Origin of the sequence: Ruminococcus flavefaciens, from assembly GCF_900143025.1 — a bacterium.
Lineage (GTDB): Bacteria > Bacillota > Clostridia > Oscillospirales > Ruminococcaceae > Ruminococcus > Ruminococcus flavefaciens_I.
Genome location: NZ_FRCT01000003.1, coordinates 39548 through 60857 on the forward strand (window position 1 = coordinate 39548; position 21310 = coordinate 60857).

The following is a 21310-nucleotide window of genomic DNA, read 5'->3' on the forward strand; positions in this document are numbered from 1 at the left end:
ATTTATGAATAATATTGTATAATTAGTCTTAGTTTACAACTTTATTCATTTAAAGCTTTACAGGAATATCAATTTACACTGTAAGCAAACTGAAAGGTCGGGATACAAATGGAAATTGGCTCAAAAACCGCAACATTCATCATACTCGCCATTTATATCACTATAATGGTGGGTATAGGAATCTATATGTCAAAACGTACAAAGTCTTCTGAGGACTTTATGCTTGGCGGAAGAAACGTCGGTTCATGGCTGACAGCATTCTCATACGGAACAACTTACTTCTCAGCAGTTGTCTTCATTGGCTACGCCGGACAGTTCGGCTGGATGTATGGTGCATCAGCAACATGGGTAGGAATAGGCAATGCCATAATCGGAAGCCTTATACCGTTCTTCCTTTTAGGCAGAAGAACTCGTCTTATGACAAATCACCTCGGTGCAAAAACAATGCCTGAATACTTCGAGCATCGTTTTGACTCCAAAAAACTGAAAACCGCATCTGCACTTATTGTTTTCATCTTCCTCATTCCTTATACAGCTTCTGTATACAACGGACTTTCCCGTCTGTTCGGAATGGTATTTGATCTTGGTGAAAACGGCGGTACATACATAATCATCGCAATGGCTATACTTTCCGCTGTATACGTTACTCTCGGCGGATATAAGGCAACAGCACTCAACGATTTCTTCCAGGGAATCATAATGCTTATCGGTATCGGTACTGTTGTAGCACTCACTGTACAGAAGAAAGACGGTCTTTCTGCTGCACTTGACGCACTCAATACCATTTCAGACAGCAAGACCGAAGCAGGCACTCTCGGTTCGAGGTTCGGACCTGACCCGATAAACCTCCTCGGCGTTGTTATACTTACTTCTCTTGGTACATGGGGACTTCCTCAGATGGTTCAGAAGTTCTATGCTATCAAGGACGAACAGGCTATCAAAAAGGGTGCTATCATTTCCACATTCTTTGCTATCGTTGTAGCAGGCGGCTCATACTTCATGGGCGGATTTGTAAGACTTTACTGCACACTCGACAGTGCTGACACATCAGGAAAGGCACTTATCCAGACTGTAGACGGAAAGCCTGTATATGATACAATGGTACCTGCTCTTATTCATCAGGCACTTCCAAATCTTCTTATCGGACTTGTTGTAGTACTTGTTCTTTCCGCTTCACTTTCAACTCTTTCATCACTTGTACTTACTTCAAGCTCAACACTTACAAACGATCTCATCAAGCCACGTATCAAGAATTTTGATGACAAGCATCAGGTAAAATTCATGCGTGTTTTCATTGCAGTATTCCTTGTAATCTCTGTAATCATTGCCTGCAATAAGAACGCTTCTATCTCAACTCTTATGTCTTACTCATGGGGAGCACTTTCAGGTGCGTTCCTTGGACCATTCCTCTATGGTCTGTTTATGAAGAAGGCATCAAAGGCTGCCTGCTGGACAAGCTTTATCACAGGTGTTGGCATAAGCGTAGCACACATGGTACTCTTCAGCATGAATATTGAAGCATTCAGCGGTATCAGACAGTCTGTTATCGATATGAACTGCCCGTTAAATCTTCTCTCACCTATCAATGCAGGAGCATTTTCAATGATCCTTTCGCTTGTTCTCGTACCGATAATAAGCAGCTTTACAAAGGCACCTGAGGATAAGGTAGTAGAGAATGCATTCAGCAGTCTCAATGAAGCAAAATAAAAAAACTATCGGGAACATAATCTGTTCCCGATTTTTCTATTACTGCTTTCTAATAAAAAAGCAGCCTTGCGGCTGCTTTTTTATTATTACTTTCTGTTCTTTACGAAATCATTGAGTGAGGATTCACCGCTACCTGAAAGATAAGCATAATAAGCAAGGAGATTACTTGCATCAACAGCATCTACTAATCCATCGCCGTTGATATCAGCAGCAGCTCTCTGGTTACCGTCAAATATTCCTTCCTTACCTGCTGACTGTCTTGTATACTCCTTCATGATACCTGAAACGTCAACTGAGTCCCACTTGCCGTCATTATTGATATCGCCGAGCTTTCTGTCAGAAGCATTTATAAGAAGAGGCTTGCTGTTCTTGGAAGGATCATACTCCTTAAATGTACCGTCACCGTTACGAGCAATGATACCACTGAAGTAAGCGCCCTCACTGTATACCTTTAAGTTATAGGAACCGCCTGCTGCATCAGAAGCAAACTTTGCATCGAAGCAAGCCAGAGGATATGAATCGGAATTCTCACCGTTAAGCTCCATAGGCTTCTCAGAAGAGATGTTTGAATAGTTTACAGCAACAACATTAAGATTCTCAAAAACATTGAGGTTCATGCTGTCATCAGTATCAAATCCCTTATAAGGAGCACCCTTGTAAAGAGCGATAGGACCTGTCAGGTTAGTAAGCTTGAGAGACTCGTCAGCTGTAGCCTTTACGAAAATCTGTCCAGCCTTCTTGCTGGTGTCCTTTATATACATAGCACATGGAATAGCTGAAGTATTCTCTTTTGTATTTACAAAAATTCCACCGAATTTAAGTGTTTCAACTCCGTTAGCCTTATCATCTACTGTAAAGTAGATAGACGGTGCCTCGTCAGCAGCGTTTACAGCTAATGCTGACACCATACCTGCAGCGATAGCTGCTGATGATAAAATAGAAATAAATTTTTTCATTGTAAAAACTCCTTTCAGAGCAGCTCAGCCATACGAAGAACTATCTCCGCAACCCGCTTAGCTGCGATCTTTTCAAATTCGTCAAAAGACATAGCTCCCTCATCATCTGCATTATCTGATATGCAGCGCACACTAACATAAGGAAGCTTGTTGAGATAACAGCAGTGACCTACTGCCGCGCTCTCCATATCAACGGCATAAGGATCGAATTTTTCCTGTATAGCTTTTTTTACTTCATTGCTTGTAATAAAAGCTTCGCCTGAAACGATACGCCCTCTGAACGATTTAACGCCAAACTCTCCGCAAACCTTTTCAGCAGTATCCATAAGCTCGCCATCTGCCTTGAAAATACCGCAGTAAGGAGGATAATCCTTGAGGAAATGAAGATCGAGATCGTGAGGAAGGACCTCTGTGGATATTACGACATCGCAAACCTTTACTGCACTGTTCATTCCGCCTGCGATACCCGTATTTATCACACAATCAGGGTGGAAATTATCTATCATGACCTGTGTACAAAGCGCTGCATTTACCTTAGCTATACCGCAGCAGGCGTTTATCACAGTTTTGCCGTTAATGCTGTTAATGTAAAAATCGAAGCCGGAAATATGTTTTATATCTGCTTCACCAAGTATTTGTCTTATATCAGCAAGCTCTGAAGGCATTGCTCCGATTATTGCTATAGTATTCAAATTATCACTCCTAATCTAAATTACTTTTACATTATATCACAAAATCGGAGCAATATCAAGCACATTATATTAACAATTCCATTTTTATTCGTGCTTTCATCGGATTTTAGGGCATTTGGAGAACTTTCCTCTAAGTCATATAATTGACTTCTACCAGAAATTTCTACCAAATTTTCTACCAAAATCGCTCTTTTTTGAAATTTTCCATTTCTTCATCGGTCTTGTCACATTATATTATATAATTACACAGCTGTGGGATGTGACGATTCCGCAGGTGCGTCTTTTTTCTTTTTTCTGCTGTTTGACTTCTTAGGTGCAGGCTTTTCACTTTCCGTTTCAGTCTTTGCTGACTGTTCGCTCTCGGCAGGAGTTTCCTCCTTCTTTGCACCAAGCACTCTTGAAATTGTCTCAGCCGATGCTACCTTTGCATTGTATTCAAGGTGACTGTAAAGGTTCGCCGTGATATTGAATGTCGCATGACCAAGCCACTCCTGAATAGCCTTCATCGGAATATCGTTTGCAAGCAAAAGGCTGGCACAGCTGTGACGGAGATCATGGAAACGGAGCATTTTCAGACCGTTCTTCTTGATGACCTCGTGGAAGTCGTGCGTTACTGTATTAGGGCTGATGAGCTTTCCATACGGATCACAGCAGACAAAGCCCTCAAACTCGGTGCTGTATTCCTTACCGCCGAGCTTTTTGTAGTGCTTGTCCATTTTCTTCTTTTCAAGAAGCATTTCCTCAATGTGAGGTATCAGCGGAAGGGTTCTTCTTGTGGAATTGGTTTTCAGCCTGGTCTCCACAAAGAGCTTCGGCTTGCCGTTTTCGTCATAGTCGCTTACGACCTTACGCTCGATAGAGATAGTCTTTTTCTTGAAGTCGATAGAGTCCCACTTCAAGCCGAGGATCTCACATCTTCTCAGACCGTAGTATGCGGCGATATGAACGATAAGCTCCAGCTTGTGATCCTTGAAAACCTCAAACAGTTCATTCAGCTCGTCCTCGTTGTAGAAAACGGCTTCGTGTCTTTCGGCTCTCGGCATCACCATTTTATCCATAGGGTGCTGTGGCAGTATCTCCATTTTCACCGCCCACATAAATGCGGAGTGGATCGCAAGGTAATACTGTTTGACCGAGCTTCCCTTTAAGCCCTGATCCATCTTGTAATTAAGGAATGTCTGAATCTGAGAATGGTTGAGATCGGCAAGTGTCACATCGGGATATTCCGCACTCATGTACTTCATAAAACGCTCCATGATCCTCTTGTAGCACTGGTATGTGGTACGGGCGGCATTGGGCTTGATAGCCGTCAGCCACTCTGAAAAGAAATCACTAAGCTCCTGATTGATGACAACAGGCTCACTCTCGTCCTCAGTATTCTTCTTGGGTGCTGTATTGAAAACCACCTGATTGTTGTTCCACTTATCAGCAAAATCAGCCACAATCTCCTCGACAGCTTCATTCAGTGCTTTTTTAGTGCATTTCTCAGGCAGTCCTGTTGACACCCACTTGCGCTTACGCTTTCCTGCTTTGTCCTTGTAGTCAAAAACAACATACTGTTTTCCGTTCTTCACGGAAGTGATGTATTTATAGGGCAGACTTGCTTTCATTATAATTTCCTCCTTGCATTGAAAGCGGTAGAAGTCTGCTGTTGACTATTCAATTATAGCGCGAATCGTAATATAATGCAAGACCTACCAACCGCAATTCTCTATTTTCGGCGCATTGACCGGTTTTCACGGCTTGTTTTGTGCGCGTTGCAGAACGTAATTTATGACCTCAATCTTCGCCACTCGGATCTTGCGTCCGTGAGGCATTCGGGGTATCTTACCTTCTCTTACAAACTTGCACACCGTTCTGTATTTCAGGTCAAGCATTTCGCAAAGCTGTTTTGCACCTACAATATCGGGATAGTCAGCAAACATGGTATGATAAACGTCATTGGTGTTCGGCTGACTTTCCTCTGTTTCTGTTATTTCAGATGTATCGTCCATAATCAAAACTCCTCTCGCAAAAGAAGAAATAGAAAACTGTACTGCTATGCAATACTAAAAGCGTTGATGTTTCATATTAAGTTTTCAAGATGCTGTGCCGACCGTTTCGGACGGCGTACACCAGGTCTGTCAGTTATTTCTATGTCCAAGATTGATGTACTATTGGCAGACACCCTGCATGACACAGGGTATCTCCCGATAGGACATCGCCTATCAATATGAAAATAGGAGTATAACATGAAGTCTTGATAAAATATCAGTACCACAGACGGCAGACAGCAAATGGGCATAAACTGTCTTGCCGTCCCTGATACCAAATGCAAGGAGTTCGGAGTGCCGTAACCGTGATTTCCTGTCACGGCTCACACCCCTCTACTCTATAACCGAAAAAAACGAAGATTTCCTCATGATTTGAGTGTGTTTTTTCGGCTGAAAAGAAAAAATCGTTGTTATGCACAAAAATCATTCTTCATTTTCGTGCGCTATGATGTATTCCCTAAGCAGTCTCTTTGCTTTGTTGATCCTGTACTCAACTTTCTTCGGTGACACAGCATATTTCTTAGCCAGATACATCATAGATACCGCCTTTTCAGACAGATAATAGTCCCTGATAAGCTGATACTCAAAGGGATAGTCCATTCTCATCAGCTCCAATGCTACGGGCAGATAGCAGAGCCTTGCTTCTCTGAGCAGATCAGCCGGAGACAGCTCATCGGCAGGATAATCGGGTATCCTGCTAATGTCCTTGTGGTCAAGGTACATAACATCGTGTGCAGCGTCCTGTTCTTCAAGGTAATGCTCCCTCCGCCCCATGCGGTTGTATTCTTTCTCCACCTCTCTCGGAACTTCGTCACCGAAGTGTGTATACTGAAACTTACTCATTCCAGCCTGCCCTCTTTTTAGAGATAAGCGGTTCTTTGCCCTCAGCCTTAATGCACTCATTAAGTGCCTTGACCGTGTATTTCTCCATAAATGCACAGTTTGCAAGGAAAAGACGGATTATACTGTATCTTGGATCGCTTTTGCGTACCTTATGGGGAGTCAAGCTGAACAGATATTCCTGCCTAAGAGGGTGAAGCCTGAGTGCAACACAGAGCAATATAAGGTTTTCATAGCCGATTTTCCTCTGGTCTTTGCAGTAGTAATAAAGACATGACCTCGAAATCCCCGTCAGCAGTGAGATCTGTCCCTGAGTGATACCGCTGTCATCTGAAAATCGCTTCAATGCTTTGCCGATTGTGTCCGAATCAGGTTCAGGCCCGTGTATGTAACGTTCATAGTCCTCCGGCTCCTCACGTTCCGTGAAGAGCCTTACATGGAGTCCGTCATTGTTATCGCTCATCGGTAAATCTCTCCTTATCGTTGATTTAAGACGAGATTTACGCAAATGAACATAGTTAGCCTGTCATTCGGGCAGTATCCCGTCCGACAACCAAACTCTCAGTACCATTTGATTGACCATGTATTCAGTTCAGCTTATTGTGACCGAGATTCCTCTGCGCAGACAGGCACAATAATTGTTGTAGACTTATAACGCTACATCTTCTATTATGCACTATAACCGCCGAAAAATCAAACTTTGCAGTGCCACTCCAAGTGGCATACCCACTTTTCTCTTTTCCTTGATTTTACAAGAGAAACGGAGTTTTCCACAAAAAGAAGTCAAAACATAGAGAAGTCCAAAAAGCACCGCAGGCATGGGCAAAAGCAGTGTGATATGCTTCTCCGCCAATGCCACATAGGGTGGAATGTTCATAGAAATTTTACAATTTATATCCCTCCTTCCGAATTTACAGACAGAAAAAGGGCGGCCTGAACTGCTCAGACCGCCCGGATAACTCTTTCGTCATCGGATATTCCCCCTCAGACTGATTTCTCTTGTGAAGCACAAAACAATGCCCACGGCAATCTTTGCAGATAGCTATGTGTTTGTTGCTGTACAACTCATCTTGACCACCTCCAAGAACAAAATCATTTGCTTCTCATGTCTTGCTCGGAACTGATATGATCTCACAAAAGCATAGAGTTTTTCTGTCTGCTATCATTATATCAAAGCAGGTGGACAAAATTTTCACTTCTGACCGATTATTCCTAAAATTTTATTATACCATTTCAGATAGACAAAATTTGTACTTCTGGAAAAGAAAAGAGCCGTTGCCTTAATAGCAACAGCTCCGTCACATCTGTTTTATTCCGCTGTATCGAACAGGCTCTTGAAGTTCTTCTTTGAGAACGAAGTCAGCCGTCCATTGCTCACCCATTCTATGAAAACATTGTCGAGATCGTCGATGTATAAGACCGTGGCAATAGTGCCTATGGGAACGCTGTCGCTTATCTTCTCTCTGAGCTTGACCTTTGCTCCTGCTGTTACTTCATCTATCATTACTATGACCTCCTGAATAAACACACTTGTATTATTATACAACAGCGGAACGGGAGTGTCAAGCACCGTTTGTCCGAAAACAATTTATACAGCAAACTCAGGATACGCACCGAGCATTTTCCTCACTTCGTTCAGATACTCGGCTCTCTCTTTTGCAGGAGCGACCAATTCAATTCCGTCACCGTACTGCATTATCCAGAGGTACAGCTTTCGGTTTATGCCGGCTTTCACGTTTATCAGAACGTACTCCTCATTTTCGTCGGGACGGACATGAGCCAGATCACCGAAATTCTCAACCATTTCATCAAGAAGATACCGCTTCACCCTCAGCGTTATGTATTCATAGTAATCGGGAGAAAACATATCCGTCACAAAGGCATCGACTTTTTCTTCCTTCGGGAGCTGTACTTCGGAAACCTCACCGCCCTTAATGTCCTTCATGCGGTCAACACGGTACGTTCTCCATTTCCCGTCAGCTTCATTGAAACATTTCAGGTAGAAGTGTTCGTGGAAGTATATCACGCTTACGGGGATAATCTCTCTCCGCTTGTAGTAATACTGCATCTGCTTTTTGGTATCTATCTTGCCGTACTCAAAGTTTATTTTTCTCCTGTCAGCGATAAGGCTGTGTATCACATCAAGATTATGGATAAGGTCAAGGCTGTTTGAGCATCGGTCATTGAGCGTTACCCTGCTGATAAGCTGTCTGATCTCGGCATCGGAACACAAGCCCTCAAACTTATGGATAAGCGACTTTTTCTGAGCTGAACTCAGAAACTTGTTTATGGAGATCGAATCAACGATAAAACGTATCTCATTAAAGGTGATACTGTTGTCAAGCAAGGCATAGTAAGCAGTGCCGTGTTCTCGGGTAACTCTCACTATGTTGTTGCCCATATTTGTCAGCCTGTCAAGGTCACGGCGGATAGTGACCTCAGCGACACGTTTCAGATTGGTTACTTCGCACAGATGATCCTGAATATCCTTGATAGACACATACCTGTTCTTGTCGGTAAATCTTGATAGGTAATCTATGATGAATATAATGCGTTCCTGGTCCATTTTATCCTCCCACACATATTTTAAGAAATCCCTGCTCTGTCACTCCGTCAGAACAGGGATCTTTCTGTTTCCTGTTTAGTTTTTTCTTTCAGCAGACTGTCGCACAACCGCTGTAATTATTATACCAAATCTGCCGTTCAACATCAATCCGCTTCGGAATATCTAAGTATAACATTCTGGACTTTTATAGTATCAGTGGTTCTATTTGTAAACATTCTATGAACTTTCGGGCATTTTATGGGGAAATCCTCAAATTTTTCGGTTAATAAGTGAAGGGGTATAGCCTCTGAAATGAACGGAGCATTTCAGAGCCAAGTCGCAATGCTCCAAACCCTCTACGGAGAGAGGCTGCTTCGAGCTAAAATGCTCAAATCGAAAAAAATGCTCGGAGAGCATTTTTTCAAACCCAGCAAGCTCGGTATTTCGTTTTACATAAACGAAATACAACGGCTTGTTAGAGGGACAAACCCCTAAGACCCCGATTATGAAAAGAGATGATGAAAACGAGACCAAAAGAAGATTACGAGCCACGCAATATTATTCTCAATTTGCGTGTGAATAAGGAAGAAGCAGAATGGATAGAGCAAAAGTTCCAAAACAGCGGAATGAAATCAAAAAGCGACTTCATTCGTATGATGATTTTTCAAGGGCAGATCATAAAGGTCAGCGATGATTTTGTCAGAGATTTCCGCAGAAAGTATACAAGCGTTTCCAATAACATAAATCAGATTGCTTTACGGCTCAATGCTTCGGGAAATATCTACGCCGAGGACATAGCCGAGATCAAGAACGGAGTAAACAAGATTTGGCAACAACTAAGATTTTTCCAATCACTACTACTGAAAGTAAGGCCCTCGCATACATCGCCAGCCCAGCCAAAACAGACAACAGAAGGTTAGTTACTTCATTTTATTGTGATGATGATCCCTATACAGCGGCAAAGAAGTTTCAGGAGATACGAAACGATATTGGGACGGGACGAAGTTCGGTGCTTTGTCAGCATCTTATCCAGAGCTTTGCACCCGGAGAAATCACTCCCGAAAAGGCTCTTGAAGTCGGCAAGGAATTAGCTGACAGACTGCTTCAGGGAAACTTTCAATATTATCTTGCTGTTCATACCGATACAAACCACATTCATGTGCATTGTATTTTTAATAATGTAAGCCTTAATGACGGCAGAACTTTTGAAACGCTTCACAATCAAGGAAATGTCAAAGAAAGATCGTGGAAAAAGCTCATTGATCTTTCAGATGAGATATGCCATGAACACGGCTTGTCGGTCATCGAGGATCACGAAAGTTCAAAGGGCAAATCCTATTACGAATGGACGGTGGATCAGCTTCATCTTTCGTGGAAGTCCAAGCTGAAATATGCGATAGATCAGGTCATCAAGGTGAGCGATAATTTTGAGGACTTTCTTAAAAAGTGCGCCGACTTCGGTGTGCTTGTTGAATACAATCCGAATCATAAGATAGACCTCAAATTTATGCTTGCGGAACAGAGGGAGAACAACCCGAGAGCCAAGATGACCAGAGCGAGGACTTTGGGGTGGTTTTACGAAACTCCTCGCATAAAGTCCCGCATTGAAAACAACAAGCAGTTTATGGCTTATGCTCCGAGGGCAAAGATCATCAGGACTACCGCCGACAAATTTCTGCAAGCGCCTGCCCTCACACGCTGGGCTGACAGGGCAAATATGAAGGAAGTCAGCAAGGCGATGAACGAGATCGCCAAGCGTGGGCTTACCTATGAAGAAACCGTGAGTGCAGCGCAGGAGTCTTTCGGCAGGCAGATGAAGTTGCAGGACGAGCTGGACCGTATCCGTATGCAGATCGGAGACCTCAGCAAACAGCTGAAACTTGTGGAGCTGTATGTTAAGTACAGACCTTACAACGAACACTTCAAAATGCTTACGGGCAGGGAGAAAAAGAAGTTTCACAGCGAATACTGTTACGAACTTGACGAGTACCAAAAGGCAGTAAAAAAGCTCAAAGACTGGTATCCTTCGGGAAGTGTACCGAGCCTTGAGCTTTTAAGGAAAACTATTGGTGATCTTGAAGCCGAGCAGAAGCAGAAGAAACAGCTTTACACTCAGACTGCCGACGAGACCGAAACGCTGTCAAAGAGCTTGCAGAAGATCGAGCAGTATCTCGGCAACGAACAGGAGCGAGCCGAGGAAGAACAGCGCAGGAAAAGGAAGAAGAGTGGGGATCTGGAGTGATTATCCGAGACTACGAATGATGCGTTTTTCAAAGTGAATCAGCCGTGACAGATAGTATTTCTTTACTTCTTGATAAGGTATCAATATTTCTGCACTTTGAATTTTATCATAAACAGAAAAAAGGATAGCCTCACGCTGAGATTTACCAGGCATACGGCTATATTGTTTATAATACTTATTGGTTTCTTCATAGAGCCATTCAGAAATTTTCTCACGCTGTTTCATCTTTAAGTCAGTAAAACTCTTATTTGGATTCATGATTTTTATGATATTCCTCCAACGCCGTGAGCATCAGCTTATTGACACTCATACCGAGCGACTCCGCATAAGCCTTGATCGCATCACGCTCCTCGGCGGACACATACAGCTTTAACGTCTTGTAATTTGCTTTGGCATACTGAGCGTTTGAGGATATTTTCTTTGAACGAGCCTGTTTTCCCTGGCATTCCTTGCAGTATTTTTGTGAGCCTGCCGTCACCGTGTAGGTCTTTCCGCAGAGGGAGCAGACCTGTTCGCTCCCGATAGCTACCGCTTCACCGGCTTGCTTTTTCTCCTTGTAAGCCTTGTTGCGCAGGACTTGTGCCTTGTCACGGCAGTAAATGCAGTATTTCGCTCTTGCGGACGGCGATTCAAACTCCATTCCGCAGAGCTGACAGGTGTGTTTATACATCTTATCACCCCGATTTCGGTTATTATATCCATTCTATCATATAGATAGGGATATGTCAAGTATAATCGGAATTTTGGTGAAAGTACACCGAGGAAAATGTCATTTGTGCTGCGCATTGCCGAAATTCAAAAACTTCCGAAAATTATACTTGACAATAGGGATATTGCATAGTATAATATAATATAATCACAGCAAACGAAAAGAAACCCGAAACCAAGAAAGGAAAGGTAATTACTATGACCAACATCGTAATCGAAACAGGCAGACTTACTGCCGATCCCGAACTCCGCTACACAGGCGAGACACCCCTCTGCAAGTTCCGCATTGCAGTTGACCGCCCCAAAAAGAAGGGTGCTGACAAGCCCGAGACAGATTTCTTCAACTGCACCGCCTGGAATCACAATGCAGAGTTCATCAATGATATGTTCTCTAAGGGCGAGATGATCACCGTAGTCGGCAACCTGAGAAGTTCCACCTTTGAGAAGAACGGCGAGAAGCGTTCGTCCGTGGAGATCAAGGTAAACGAGGTACACTTCCCCGGAACACGCAGAAAGACCGAGGGCGAGAACAACAGCGAAAATGCCGACAACAACGGCGGTTTCTATGACAGTACAGACAGCGGAGTGCTGTTCTAAACACAGATAGGAGGAAATAAAAATGGGCATCATCATTGCTATCTCTAACCAAAAAGGCGGTGTCGGCAAGTCAACTTCCGCCTTCAATCTCGGGGCTTGCCTTGCACTGAAACAGGGAAAGAGGGTGCTTTTGGCGGACATTGATCCGCAGGCTAACCTCAGCGAATATCTCGGCTACGAGCCTGACGGACTTCCCACCATGACACAGCTTGTTATGACAGCCTGCACAGGCGGTCAGCTGACACCCGACATTGTAAGGACGGCGATACGGCATTGTGAGTCGGCTGACGTGGACTACATTCCTGCCGACATCAACCTTGCTAACAGCGAAACGCTCATGTCAACGGCTCTGTCAAGGGAAACGATACTCCGCAGGATACTCTCCGAGGATAACGTCAAGGGCTACGACTTTATAATCATAGACTGTCTGCCGTCCCTGAGTACGCTCCTTATCAACGCACTCACCGCTGCGGACAAGGTGCTGATACCTGTTCAGACACAGAAGTTCAGCCTTGACGGTTTGCAGGCTCTTGATAATCTGTATCAGCAGATCAAGGGTGCTATCAACCCCAAGCTGTCAATGCTGGGTGTTCTGCCGACAATGGTTGACCGAACAAAGGTGAGCCGTGAATCCCTTGCGGAACTGAATGAAAAGTACGGCGAAATGGTATTTGAAACGAGCATCAGCAAGTCTGTCGAAGCGGCGAAAAGTTCTGTCAGCAGAGTTCCGCTTTGCATGACCGACAGCAAACTGGGTACGGAATATGAAAAATTGGCAATGGAGGTGCTTTCAAGATGTTAAGTATGTCAGAACTCGCAATGAATCCCAACCGCAAGGTAAAGACCAAGTGCTACGGCGAAGTCCGGGTATGGGCTGACCGTGAAGAAGCAAAGGCATTCTTCCTTGAAGCGATGATGAACTCGGAAGGCTCTGAACACGACAGATATTCAGGCATCTACATTCAGCTTGAGAACGGGCTTGACTTCTGCACCGACGAGGACGAGGAGGACTGAGCTATGCCTAAGAGATTTGACACCGAGGGTACGCCGTTCCTTTTCGCCCCTCACAGCGAGGGAGAACTTGACGAATACTTCTCGGGCGATCACGAAAAGAGCGTATCAGTCGTGGCAAGGGACGTTATCGCAAGCCTTTCCGAGAGCCGTGACAGGCTCTCGGGCGAGGTATGGTACGACTTCTGCTACAATCAGCGCCGATACAAGCTCACACTGATGAAGTTTGCAGACACCATTGTTCGTGCGGACGTTACGATCAAAAACATCAAGTCACGGCTGATGAAATCCGAAATGGAAAACATCGAGCTGAAACAGCGTATAAAGGAATTGGAGGGTAAGAAATGAACAAGCCTGCATTTGATCTGGGAGCAATGCTGTCTGCTCCCGCTATACAGACCGCCGTACAGCAGTTACCATGCGAAAAACTGCACCCCTATCACAATCACAAGTTTGAGCTTTACACGGGCGAAAGACTTGATGATATGGTGGCAAGCATAAAGGAAAACGGTGTGCTTTCGCCTGTCATCGTACAGCCTGACGGTGACGGATATGAGATACTTATCGGGCATAACCGCTGGAATGCTTCAAAGATCGCCGGTCTGCCGACCGTTCCTGCTATCGTTAAGACAGGACTTACCGAAGAAGAAGCATTTTTGTACACTGTTGAGAGTAATGTGATCCAGCGTGGATTCGATAATCTTCTAATCAGTGAACAGGCGGCAGTTGTTGCAAGCCGACACAGTGAAATGTTTTCTCCCGGCAAGCGAAGCGACATTCAGAGAGAACTTGTTCTTCTTGAAAATCCCGAAGCCGAAACGGACGATACAGCAACCTTGAATCCAATGGGATCAAGGTTAGATACGAACGATCAAGTCGGTAAAGAGTACGGACTAAGCAAAGGTTCAGTTGTACGCCTTATCCGCATAAACAAACTGACGGACGCTTTGAAAGCACTTGTTGACAGTGGAGATATTGCTATCCGAGCAGGAGTTGAACTGTCGTTCCTGTCCGAAAAGGCACAGGCTGTTGTTGCTGAACAGGCTGAGGATTTCAAGGTTGACATGAAGAAGTCTAAGGCTCTCCACGATGCCGCCGACAAGGAAGGCAATATCGACACCGCTGCTATCGTCCGTATCATCACAGGCACAGCAGACGTAAAGCCGAAGCCTAAGAGCGTGAAGATCAGCGAGGAAACATTCTACAAATACTTTGAACCTGGCACGAAGAAAGCACAGGTCACGGAGACTATCGAAAAGGCGCTGGCTTTCTATTTTGCGAATGTCAGTGAGGAGGACAGAGAATGAAATACAAACAGGTGCAATACATGATTATCAGAGAGGAACAGGCAAATGTAATGCTCATCGAGAAACTTAGAAGTTTCAGAAAATATATAAACGAAGATATGTCTGATTGGGAACAGCTTATCGCTGTCGGCGGATTTATTGCAGATGTCATTAGGCTCATAAAGTGGGATAAATACAGAAAGTTGTTCAGCACGTCGTCATCGTGCGGAACATACGCAGTCGGTAATACTATGACTTGCAGTGATATAATCAAAGAGTTATGGACGGCAATCGACTATGAAATAAACTCTCCACACGCCGATGAACTGAATATGATATGGAATAAGTGGAATAGTGATGTTAAATACTTTCCCGACATTGAGAATATATCGGACATATATGAGGTTATTATATCAAAAATGGAAGAGTATCATCCGGGTTTTATGAACTGTGCAGATACATACTTCCATTTCTCAGACCTATAAGAGATAAAAAGGAGCAAGAATGGAGACAATTACCCTCAGAGACTACCAGCAGGAGTGCGTGAATATCATCAACAATACCGAAAGCGGATCGTATCTTGTCGCTGTTGCAACGGGCCTGGGAAAGACCGTTATCTTTTCTCACATTAAGCGGAGAGGACGTATGCTGATCCTCTCCCACCGTGAGGAATTGGTGTGGCAGCCACGCAAGTATTTTGACTGCACCTTCGGTGTTGAGCAAGCCGACAACCATAGCAACGGTGAGGAAGTCGTGTCGGCAAGTGTGCAGAGCCTTGTCAGACGGCTGGACAGCTTTTCGCCCGATGATTTTGATATAATCATCACGGACGAGGCACACCACGCTGTTGCAGACACATACCGCCGTATCTATGACTATTTCAAGCCACGGCTACACATCGGCTTTACAGCTACTCCGAACAGAGCCGACAACGTAAAGCTGGGGGAGATATACAGCAAGATCATCTACGAACGAAACCTCAAATGGGGTATCGACCACAAGTACCTCACCGATGTGAAGTGCTTTACCGTGGACATAGGCTTTGACCTTTCGGAAGTCCACAAGCAGTGCGATGACCTCAACCTTGCGGAGCTTTCAAGTGCGGTGGACAATCCGCTTCAAAACGAAGCTGTTGCAAGAGCTTACTATGAAAAGGCTGTCGGTCAGACGCTTATCTTTGCCACTACGGTACAGCACGCTTATCATATCGCAGAGCTGATAGACGGCGCTGTTGTGGTGACGGCAGAAACGCAGAATCGTGCGGAGATCATCGAGCGTTTCACAAACCGTGAGATACCCTGTCTTGTTAACTGTATGGTATTCACCGAGGGTACAGATATGCCCCTGATCGAAACGGTCATCATCGCCAGACCGACACGAAATGCAAGCCTTTACACCCAAATGGTGGGCAGAGGTCTGAGGACGCACGAAGGCAAGGACGCTCTCAATCTGATAGATTGTGTGGGCATCACAGGCAAGCTGGATATTTGCCAGGCTCCCGACCTGTTCGGCATTGGTGAGATACCGAAAGATATTCCTCCCGAGAAATTGCAGGGCAAACTCCTGACAGAGATCGAAGAAATGGTCACGGAGGAACTGAACAAGCCTGCACCGCCTCCCGACTGGAAGATCAACGTCCAGCTTATCAAGCTGTTTGCTGACAACGGAAACTATGACACCCACAATGTCAACTATGTTGTTCTCCCCAACGGAGACATGACCTGTTCTATCGGTGAAGGGCGAATTTTCCGAGTGACCGCCGAGGACATCACGGGCAACAGCAGTGCGTATCTCAAACATGATGATATTATTGTGAGGACTGTTCCCACCGCACCTATGCAGGACATTCTTGACGAGGTGCATCATATCCTGGTGTGCGACTATCAGCAGGCTATCTACCTATGGGACATTCCACACGTTATGCGCTGGGCGAACGTGCCTGCATCGGACAAGCAGAAAGCCCTGATACAGCGACTTGCCCGTAAGAAAAAACGAAAAGACATTCAGGTCAATGACCTTAGCAAATATGAAGCATCTGTCTTGATCGGGCAGATGACAGGTTAAAGGAGAATATAACGATGAAGAAGTTTATTATAACGTTATCCGCATTTATCATAACGTCAATGCCGTTTTCCGTTACGGCTTATGCCGCCGAAAACCTTGACCGAGACTACATTGAAGCCGAGATCTGGGACGATATGTGGAACGGCAAGGGAGACAACGGTATCGACTTTCCCGAAGCATCGTACAAGCACCACCTGCTTGACAAGTGGCTTGACGAGAACTACGGCTTGGACGAATATGACTGGTCCGAGCTGGGTGAACTGAAATACGAATACAAGGACTACTACCGCAGTTACATTGAGGACTTCGACTTCAACGATGATGACAACGGCAACTGGACCATTGAAACACCCGAACACAGCTATTCTTTCACCTATTGGCAGGACAATTGGATCATGACCGATGAAAACGGCAACACCGTAGACAGCTTTCCGCCGTTCAGCACCTTAAAGGACGATGAAGAACCCGCAGTGCCGCAGGGCAGGCACATTGACGATGACGGCAACGGCTCACCGAGAGTTATCGGCAAGGTCTCAGGCGGAACGGAATCGGCTTCTGAGGCGGCTTCTGGTGCAGACAGTGAAGTTACACCCGACACCGCTTCAAGCGTTTCTGAGAGCCGTTCAGGTGCGTCTGAGAGTAACCCTATGCCGATCATCGCAGGAGTGGCTATCGCCGCAGGTGTCGGAGTTGGCGGTTACTTTATGATGAAGAAGAAAAAGTGAGGTACGCTATGATCTTTAAGAGCAAGGAGCTTGTGAATGTGCCTGAGCGTGGCGAAATGCCCGTGTGGTCAGTGGATACGGACACGCAGACGGTCACGCACGTTCACCCTAAGACATTCAAGACCGAGGAACACCGTTTCTTCCGTGACTATATCCGCTATCATCTGCACTATTCGGAGGAAGAAAATCCCGAGCGCTTGCAGAAACTTGTGGACAATGGGGAGATATTTCAGTATCTCTCTGACCTTGACAACAGGGTGTTCGACGCTCTTGACAGTCAGGAGGAACTTTTGAAAGCGAACAGCCGTGAGTTTCAGGAAGCCCACGAAAAGGGCGATATTGTCACTGAGTGTGCGATAGGAAATCTGCTTCAGCAGCAGGCAAGGGAAAGCGTGTTTGAAGCGATGATATATGTGTGAGGTGCGGTCATGTTTTGTGCGAACTGTTACAAGGAGATACCCGCAGGCAAGGCTTATTACAAGCATCAGGACACAAACCAGAGCTTCTGCACCCTTGACTGCCTGAATGACTGGCTGATCTATGCCCACGCTGTGACCCTTGAGACCAGCGAGGGCGAAGAACGTGTTGAGGTGAATGATGATGACGAGTGAGGAATTTGTAGAGGACTTGCGGAAAAGCGGAGTTATGCTTTTAAAGAACAATGGATCTCTCACTGATATTCCGTCTGATTTTCTGAGCAAGGCAACAGAGTTCTGCAAGTCTATGGGGTGCAGTTCAGTGATATATGATATTTACGATCCGCAGGACAGCGAGCATACCGAGCTGACCGTTTCGGATTGTGGGTATGCGGAATAAGAAACGGATAGCCGTCTTATGAGGACGGTCTATCCGTGTTTGAGTATATTCAGTTACTAAGCTAAATCAGAAGTTGTGTTTCTGATTATTCAGAATCCACCGTAATGTTTTAAGGTTTCTGCTGCAATTTCGGAACCGACATTCATAGCCTTTTCAATATTATTTTCGAGCATATATGAGCAAACAAATCCGGCGTGATAGCTGTCACCACAACCGGTCGTGTCAATTATGCGTTCAACTTTCACAGCTTGAACTTTGAATTCCTGTCCATTACAGTATGTAACGCTTCCACGTTCTGCAAGTGACACGTTGAACAGGCAACGGTATTTATTCGATAATTCTTTGAACTTCGGCAGGAGTTCTTCCGAGCCGCTTATCATAAAGAAATCAACATGCGGAGCAAATCGTTCCATATCTGCAAAATCTCTATATACATCAAAATCTACCGCAAGCTTAAAGCCAAGAGTTTCCTTCAGTTCAACTACTTGCGAAAAACACGAAGCCCAGAAATGGACAAAGACTACATCGGACCTTGATAAGATTTTGATTTCATTATAATTCAGTACGATGTTATCGAGAATTTTTCCGTTCCATGAATCATCTTTATAATACCTATCGCCCGATTCTGTAAGGTAAGTCATATTATTTGCAGTCTGATACCTTTCATCAATGCGTATATGGTTTTTATCAATATCAAGCTTTGATATTGAATCCATTATCGCTTCTGCATATTTATCTTTTCCGACAACACCAAGAAGCGTAACATCTATATCCTTAAAGTGCGAGGCATGAGCAGCAAAATTCAATGCTTCTCCTCCCGGTCTGATTATTTCAGTACCGTAAAAAACATCTGCACATATACAAGGAAGTGCAGTCAGCTTAATTTTATTCATTATACCACCTCACAAATTCCGATTTAGCAGAGAGAGCCGTATTGTTCTCTCACTTACCACTATTATACCAAACCGCCCCGAAAAAGTCAATCTCTGCACACTTTTTCACACCCTTTTCATTGCAATATACCGTCGTTCGTGCTATAATTGACTCATAGAGCAGATCGGAGGTGATTGCAATGGAAAACCAACCAACTATTGACCGAGCATTATATAAGAAGATCAAGTCAATGGACAACTTCGTAAAAAACGTGTATCAGCAGGGATATAATGATGCACAGGCACAGAGTATTGACTATGATAAGCTCAAAGCCGATTTAGCTTGTATCAAAGGCATTGGTGAGAGCAGACTTCAAGAAACAATGTCGGTCATTGATAAGCATATCGAAAACACAAGCGATAAAGGAGGATAACCTTGACCGTTGATACAAAAGAGGTAGTAACTGCCATAGCCTACCTGATTGGAGTAAGAAAATCGGCATTGGAAACGAGTTTCAGGGAAGAATGTCCCGATACCCTCGACACTCTCTATGCCAGCAAAGAAGCAACTATTATCCGCTATCTGAGCAAGCTGAGGACTTCATTGTTCCAGCATTTCAAAAAGACCGATGACGCTATGCGCTTTGACCTGAAAAACCTGACCTCTCTTGAATGGTATGACAAAGAAAATATCCGACAGCTTGAGAAATGGGGAATACAGGTCATTCAGGCAAATTACCGTTCCGAAAAGTATATGCAGGATCTCACACGGCTTATAAATGAACATATTGACAGCTGTTCGGGGCTTTTCTACGATTGGATAAATTGGGACTATATCAGAAACCTGTTTTACGTCCCGAAATACAATAAGCCGAACGTGATGAAAGACGAGTTTACTAAGTACATGGCGAACATCGAGTATTATCCGTTTCAGCAGTACATATACTGGACCCCCGGCAATCACGGCGGTATTCTTTCATCTGACCGCAAGTTTCTCAAACTTCTGTATGAAATGAACGGCGATGTATTTTCCGATTACACGAAGTACCGTGATGCCGATGACGATACCAGAAACAACATTTATAATTTTATAGACAGTTCAGCCAAGACCGCAATTGCTGTTGACTGCGAAAATTCAAACCCATTCAAACTGTACAGTGTTCTTAAAGGCTTAAATCAAGAAGAACTTGCCAGGATCGAAAAAATCACGCTCTATGATGATCCGAACACTACAACAGGCTGGGACTGGCTGTCGAAATTCACGCAGATACCTGTTGAGCATATTGAGATCGACCGAGTGACGGACAGAAAGTCGCTTGTAGACGTTAGAATGACCGCAAGCGTGGTCACTGACTTCTATCGGAACGGAGTGACTTCGTTCATCATCGTATCGAGCGACTCGGACTATTGGGGTTTGATCGAGAGCCTGCCCGACGCAAACTTCCTTGTGATGTATGAGTACGAAAAATGCGGTTCAGCGATAAAGAACGCCCTCACTCAACACGGTATTTACTACTGTTCGATAGACGATTTTTGTTCTGCCGGCACCGAGGACATGAAACGTGCGGTACTCTTTGCGGAGCTTGAAAAGCACCTGCCTACGCTCATAGGTGAGAACCCATTGGAGCTTACCCACAAACTATACGAAGAATCAAGGGTGACGGCTACGAAAAAGGAAATGGAGAATTTCTGTAATCGGTATGTCAAGACCTTGAAACTGAAAATCGTTGAGGGGAAATTTGTGATCGAGATACAGAAATGACAAAACAGGGAGCGAAGTTACGCTCCCTGTTCTGTTTTGTGCGCTATGTTATGGGGAAATTGCTTTCAGAGGCCTTTTTTGCGGCGCATATCCAGACATTATCTGAAAGACTGGACTTTCAGCCTGCATTGCTCTATACTTATATTATAGCCATTACAAGGAGGTCAACCTATGGACATTTTGAAAGATATAGTGGAACACATACGCTTGGACTTTGACCAAACTCTATTGGTCGATGAAGAATACACCAATGCAGAAGAAAGATTGCACAACTTCATTGAAAACGAGCTGCCGCCTGAGAAATCACATGAAATAGACTCGCTCGTCAATGACGTAACAAATGCTATGTTTCACGCTGCCATCTTGTACGGTATTAAGTATGGAGCAAGGCTCACAACGGAATTACTGGAATGATAAAATCCACGCAGATCACAAACGATTTGCGTGGATTTTA

29 protein-coding genes are annotated in these 21310 nt (G+C 44.5%); 18 read left to right on the plus strand and 11 right to left on the minus strand.

Annotated features, from left to right (window positions below):
• The first annotated feature begins 108 nt into the window (after positions 1 to 108).
• Positions 109 to 1707, plus strand: coding sequence for a sodium:solute symporter family protein (locus BUB28_RS03975; protein ID WP_072949011.1), 1599 nt, complete (start codon positions 109 to 111; stop codon positions 1705 to 1707).
• Positions 1708 to 1793: 86 nt separating this feature from the next.
• Here BUB28_RS03975 and BUB28_RS03980 read toward each other — a convergent pair whose 3' ends face one another.
• The 8 genes from BUB28_RS03980 to BUB28_RS04020 all read right to left on the minus strand — a co-directional run bounded on the left by BUB28_RS03980 (position 1794) and on the right by BUB28_RS04020 (position 8794).
• Positions 1794 to 2663 (minus strand): dockerin type I domain-containing protein, encoded by an 870-nt coding sequence (locus BUB28_RS03980; protein WP_072949013.1) that lies wholly within the window; start codon positions 2661 to 2663, stop codon positions 1794 to 1796.
• Between the two features lie 14 nt (positions 2664 to 2677).
• Positions 2678 to 3355 carry a 5'-methylthioadenosine/adenosylhomocysteine nucleosidase gene (locus tag BUB28_RS03985; protein WP_072949016.1) on the minus strand — a complete coding sequence of 226 codons (678 nt, stop codon included), beginning with the start codon at positions 3353 to 3355 and terminating at the stop codon, positions 2678 to 2680.
• A 242-nt stretch (positions 3356 to 3597) separates the two neighbouring features.
• Positions 3598 to 4965, minus strand: a complete 1368-nt coding sequence (locus BUB28_RS03990) for a tyrosine-type recombinase/integrase (protein ID WP_072949018.1) — start codon at positions 4963 to 4965, stop codon at positions 3598 to 3600.
• A gap of 126 nt (positions 4966 to 5091) precedes the next feature.
• Positions 5092 to 5349: a helix-turn-helix domain-containing protein gene (locus BUB28_RS03995; RefSeq protein ID WP_072949021.1), complete on the minus strand. Its 258-nt coding sequence runs from the start codon at positions 5347 to 5349 to the stop codon at positions 5092 to 5094.
• A 462-nt stretch (positions 5350 to 5811) separates the two neighbouring features.
• Positions 5812 to 6231, minus strand: coding sequence for a hypothetical protein (locus BUB28_RS04000; protein WP_072949023.1), 420 nt, complete (start codon positions 6229 to 6231; stop codon positions 5812 to 5814).
• Positions 6224 to 6691: a helix-turn-helix domain-containing protein gene (locus tag BUB28_RS04005; protein WP_072949025.1), complete on the minus strand. Its 468-nt coding sequence runs from the start codon at positions 6689 to 6691 to the stop codon at positions 6224 to 6226. The genes BUB28_RS04000 and BUB28_RS04005 overlap by 8 nt, the downstream gene beginning before the upstream one ends.
• Before the next feature lie 846 nt (positions 6692 to 7537).
• A complete protein-coding gene (locus BUB28_RS04015; protein WP_081373369.1) occupies positions 7538 to 7732 on the minus strand; it encodes a hypothetical protein in 195 nt (64 codons plus the stop codon).
• Between the two features lie 84 nt (positions 7733 to 7816).
• Positions 7817 to 8794, minus strand: coding sequence for a helix-turn-helix transcriptional regulator (locus tag BUB28_RS04020; RefSeq protein WP_072949029.1), 978 nt, complete (start codon positions 8792 to 8794; stop codon positions 7817 to 7819).
• Between the two features lie 291 nt (positions 8795 to 9085).
• Between BUB28_RS04020 and BUB28_RS17220 the strand changes: the two genes are divergently transcribed.
• Genes BUB28_RS17220 through BUB28_RS04035 form a run of 3 tightly spaced genes read left to right on the plus strand, consistent with a single transcriptional unit; the run spans position 9086 to position 11015 of the window.
• Entirely contained in the window at positions 9086 to 9268 is a 183-nt protein-coding gene (locus BUB28_RS17220; RefSeq protein WP_072949031.1) for a hypothetical protein, read from the plus strand.
• Between the two features lie 23 nt (positions 9269 to 9291).
• Positions 9292 to 9693, plus strand: coding sequence for a plasmid mobilization protein (locus BUB28_RS04030; RefSeq protein WP_072949033.1), 402 nt, complete (start codon positions 9292 to 9294; stop codon positions 9691 to 9693).
• Entirely contained in the window at positions 9600 to 11015 is a 1416-nt protein-coding gene (locus BUB28_RS04035; RefSeq protein WP_072949035.1) for a relaxase/mobilization nuclease domain-containing protein, read from the plus strand. The genes BUB28_RS04030 and BUB28_RS04035 overlap by 94 nt, the downstream gene beginning before the upstream one ends.
• On the opposite strand, the gene BUB28_RS04040 is transcribed toward BUB28_RS04035, so the two are convergent.
• Entirely contained in the window at positions 11016 to 11273 is a 258-nt protein-coding gene (locus tag BUB28_RS04040; protein ID WP_072949038.1) for a hypothetical protein, read from the minus strand.
• Positions 11260 to 11685, minus strand: coding sequence for a hypothetical protein (locus BUB28_RS04045; protein WP_072949040.1), 426 nt, complete (start codon positions 11683 to 11685; stop codon positions 11260 to 11262). The genes BUB28_RS04040 and BUB28_RS04045 overlap by 14 nt, the downstream gene beginning before the upstream one ends.
• A 236-nt stretch (positions 11686 to 11921) precedes the next feature.
• Between BUB28_RS04045 and BUB28_RS04050 the strand changes: the two genes are divergently transcribed.
• Genes BUB28_RS04050 through BUB28_RS04100 form a run of 11 tightly spaced genes read left to right on the plus strand, consistent with a single transcriptional unit; the run spans position 11922 to position 18222 of the window.
• Complete coding sequence (locus tag BUB28_RS04050) at positions 11922 to 12320, plus strand: single-stranded DNA-binding protein (protein WP_072949042.1); 399 nt, start codon at positions 11922 to 11924, stop codon at positions 12318 to 12320.
• Positions 12321 to 12342: 22 nt separating this feature from the next.
• Positions 12343 to 13122: a ParA family protein gene (locus BUB28_RS04055; protein WP_072949044.1), complete on the plus strand. Its 780-nt coding sequence runs from the start codon at positions 12343 to 12345 to the stop codon at positions 13120 to 13122.
• Positions 13123 to 13124: 2 nt separating this feature from the next.
• A complete protein-coding gene (locus BUB28_RS04060; protein ID WP_431767969.1) occupies positions 13125 to 13334 on the plus strand; it encodes a hypothetical protein in 210 nt (69 codons plus the stop codon).
• Between the two features lie 3 nt (positions 13335 to 13337).
• Entirely contained in the window at positions 13338 to 13679 is a 342-nt protein-coding gene (locus BUB28_RS04065) for a hypothetical protein (RefSeq protein ID WP_072949048.1), read from the plus strand.
• The gene (locus BUB28_RS04070; protein WP_072949050.1) at positions 13676 to 14638 is read left to right on the plus strand and encodes a ParB N-terminal domain-containing protein; all 963 of its coding nucleotides are present in this window, start codon (positions 13676 to 13678) and stop codon (positions 14636 to 14638) included. The genes BUB28_RS04065 and BUB28_RS04070 overlap by 4 nt, the downstream gene beginning before the upstream one ends.
• Positions 14635 to 15102, plus strand: coding sequence for a hypothetical protein (locus tag BUB28_RS04075; RefSeq protein WP_072949052.1), 468 nt, complete (start codon positions 14635 to 14637; stop codon positions 15100 to 15102). Before BUB28_RS04070 ends, BUB28_RS04075 begins: the two co-directional genes overlap by 4 nt.
• 19 nt (positions 15103 to 15121) lie before the next feature.
• Complete coding sequence (locus BUB28_RS04080) at positions 15122 to 16681, plus strand: DEAD/DEAH box helicase (RefSeq protein ID WP_072949055.1); 1560 nt, start codon at positions 15122 to 15124, stop codon at positions 16679 to 16681.
• Between the two features lie 14 nt (positions 16682 to 16695).
• Positions 16696 to 17406 carry a hypothetical protein gene (locus tag BUB28_RS04085; protein ID WP_072949058.1) on the plus strand — a complete coding sequence of 237 codons (711 nt, stop codon included), beginning with the start codon at positions 16696 to 16698 and terminating at the stop codon, positions 17404 to 17406.
• Positions 17407 to 17414: 8 nt separating this feature from the next.
• Positions 17415 to 17825 (plus strand): hypothetical protein, encoded by a 411-nt coding sequence (locus BUB28_RS04090; protein ID WP_072949061.1) that lies wholly within the window; start codon positions 17415 to 17417, stop codon positions 17823 to 17825.
• Between the two features lie 9 nt (positions 17826 to 17834).
• Positions 17835 to 18017: a hypothetical protein gene (locus BUB28_RS04095; protein WP_072949064.1), complete on the plus strand. Its 183-nt coding sequence runs from the start codon at positions 17835 to 17837 to the stop codon at positions 18015 to 18017.
• The gene (locus BUB28_RS04100; RefSeq protein WP_139277505.1) at positions 18001 to 18222 is read left to right on the plus strand and encodes a hypothetical protein; all 222 of its coding nucleotides are present in this window, start codon (positions 18001 to 18003) and stop codon (positions 18220 to 18222) included. Before BUB28_RS04095 ends, BUB28_RS04100 begins: the two co-directional genes overlap by 17 nt.
• 89 nt (positions 18223 to 18311) lie before the next feature.
• Here BUB28_RS04100 and BUB28_RS04105 read toward each other — a convergent pair whose 3' ends face one another.
• On the minus strand, positions 18312 to 19115 hold the full coding sequence (locus BUB28_RS04105) for a PfkB family carbohydrate kinase (RefSeq protein ID WP_072949068.1): 804 nt from the start codon (positions 19113 to 19115) through the stop codon (positions 18312 to 18314).
• 179 nt (positions 19116 to 19294) lie between these two features.
• Here BUB28_RS04105 and BUB28_RS04110 point away from each other — a divergent pair, with 179 nt between their 5' ends.
• The 3 genes from BUB28_RS04110 to BUB28_RS04120 all read left to right on the plus strand — a co-directional run bounded on the left by BUB28_RS04110 (position 19295) and on the right by BUB28_RS04120 (position 21270).
• Positions 19295 to 19528, plus strand: a complete 234-nt coding sequence (locus BUB28_RS04110) for a hypothetical protein (protein ID WP_072949070.1) — start codon at positions 19295 to 19297, stop codon at positions 19526 to 19528.
• A 2-nt stretch (positions 19529 to 19530) separates the two neighbouring features.
• Positions 19531 to 20856 carry an NYN domain-containing protein gene (locus tag BUB28_RS04115; RefSeq protein WP_072949072.1) on the plus strand — a complete coding sequence of 442 codons (1326 nt, stop codon included), beginning with the start codon at positions 19531 to 19533 and terminating at the stop codon, positions 20854 to 20856.
• A 171-nt stretch (positions 20857 to 21027) separates the two neighbouring features.
• Positions 21028 to 21270, plus strand: a complete 243-nt coding sequence (locus BUB28_RS04120; protein ID WP_072949075.1) for a hypothetical protein — start codon at positions 21028 to 21030, stop codon at positions 21268 to 21270.
• Positions 21271 to 21310: the final 40 nt, after the last annotated feature.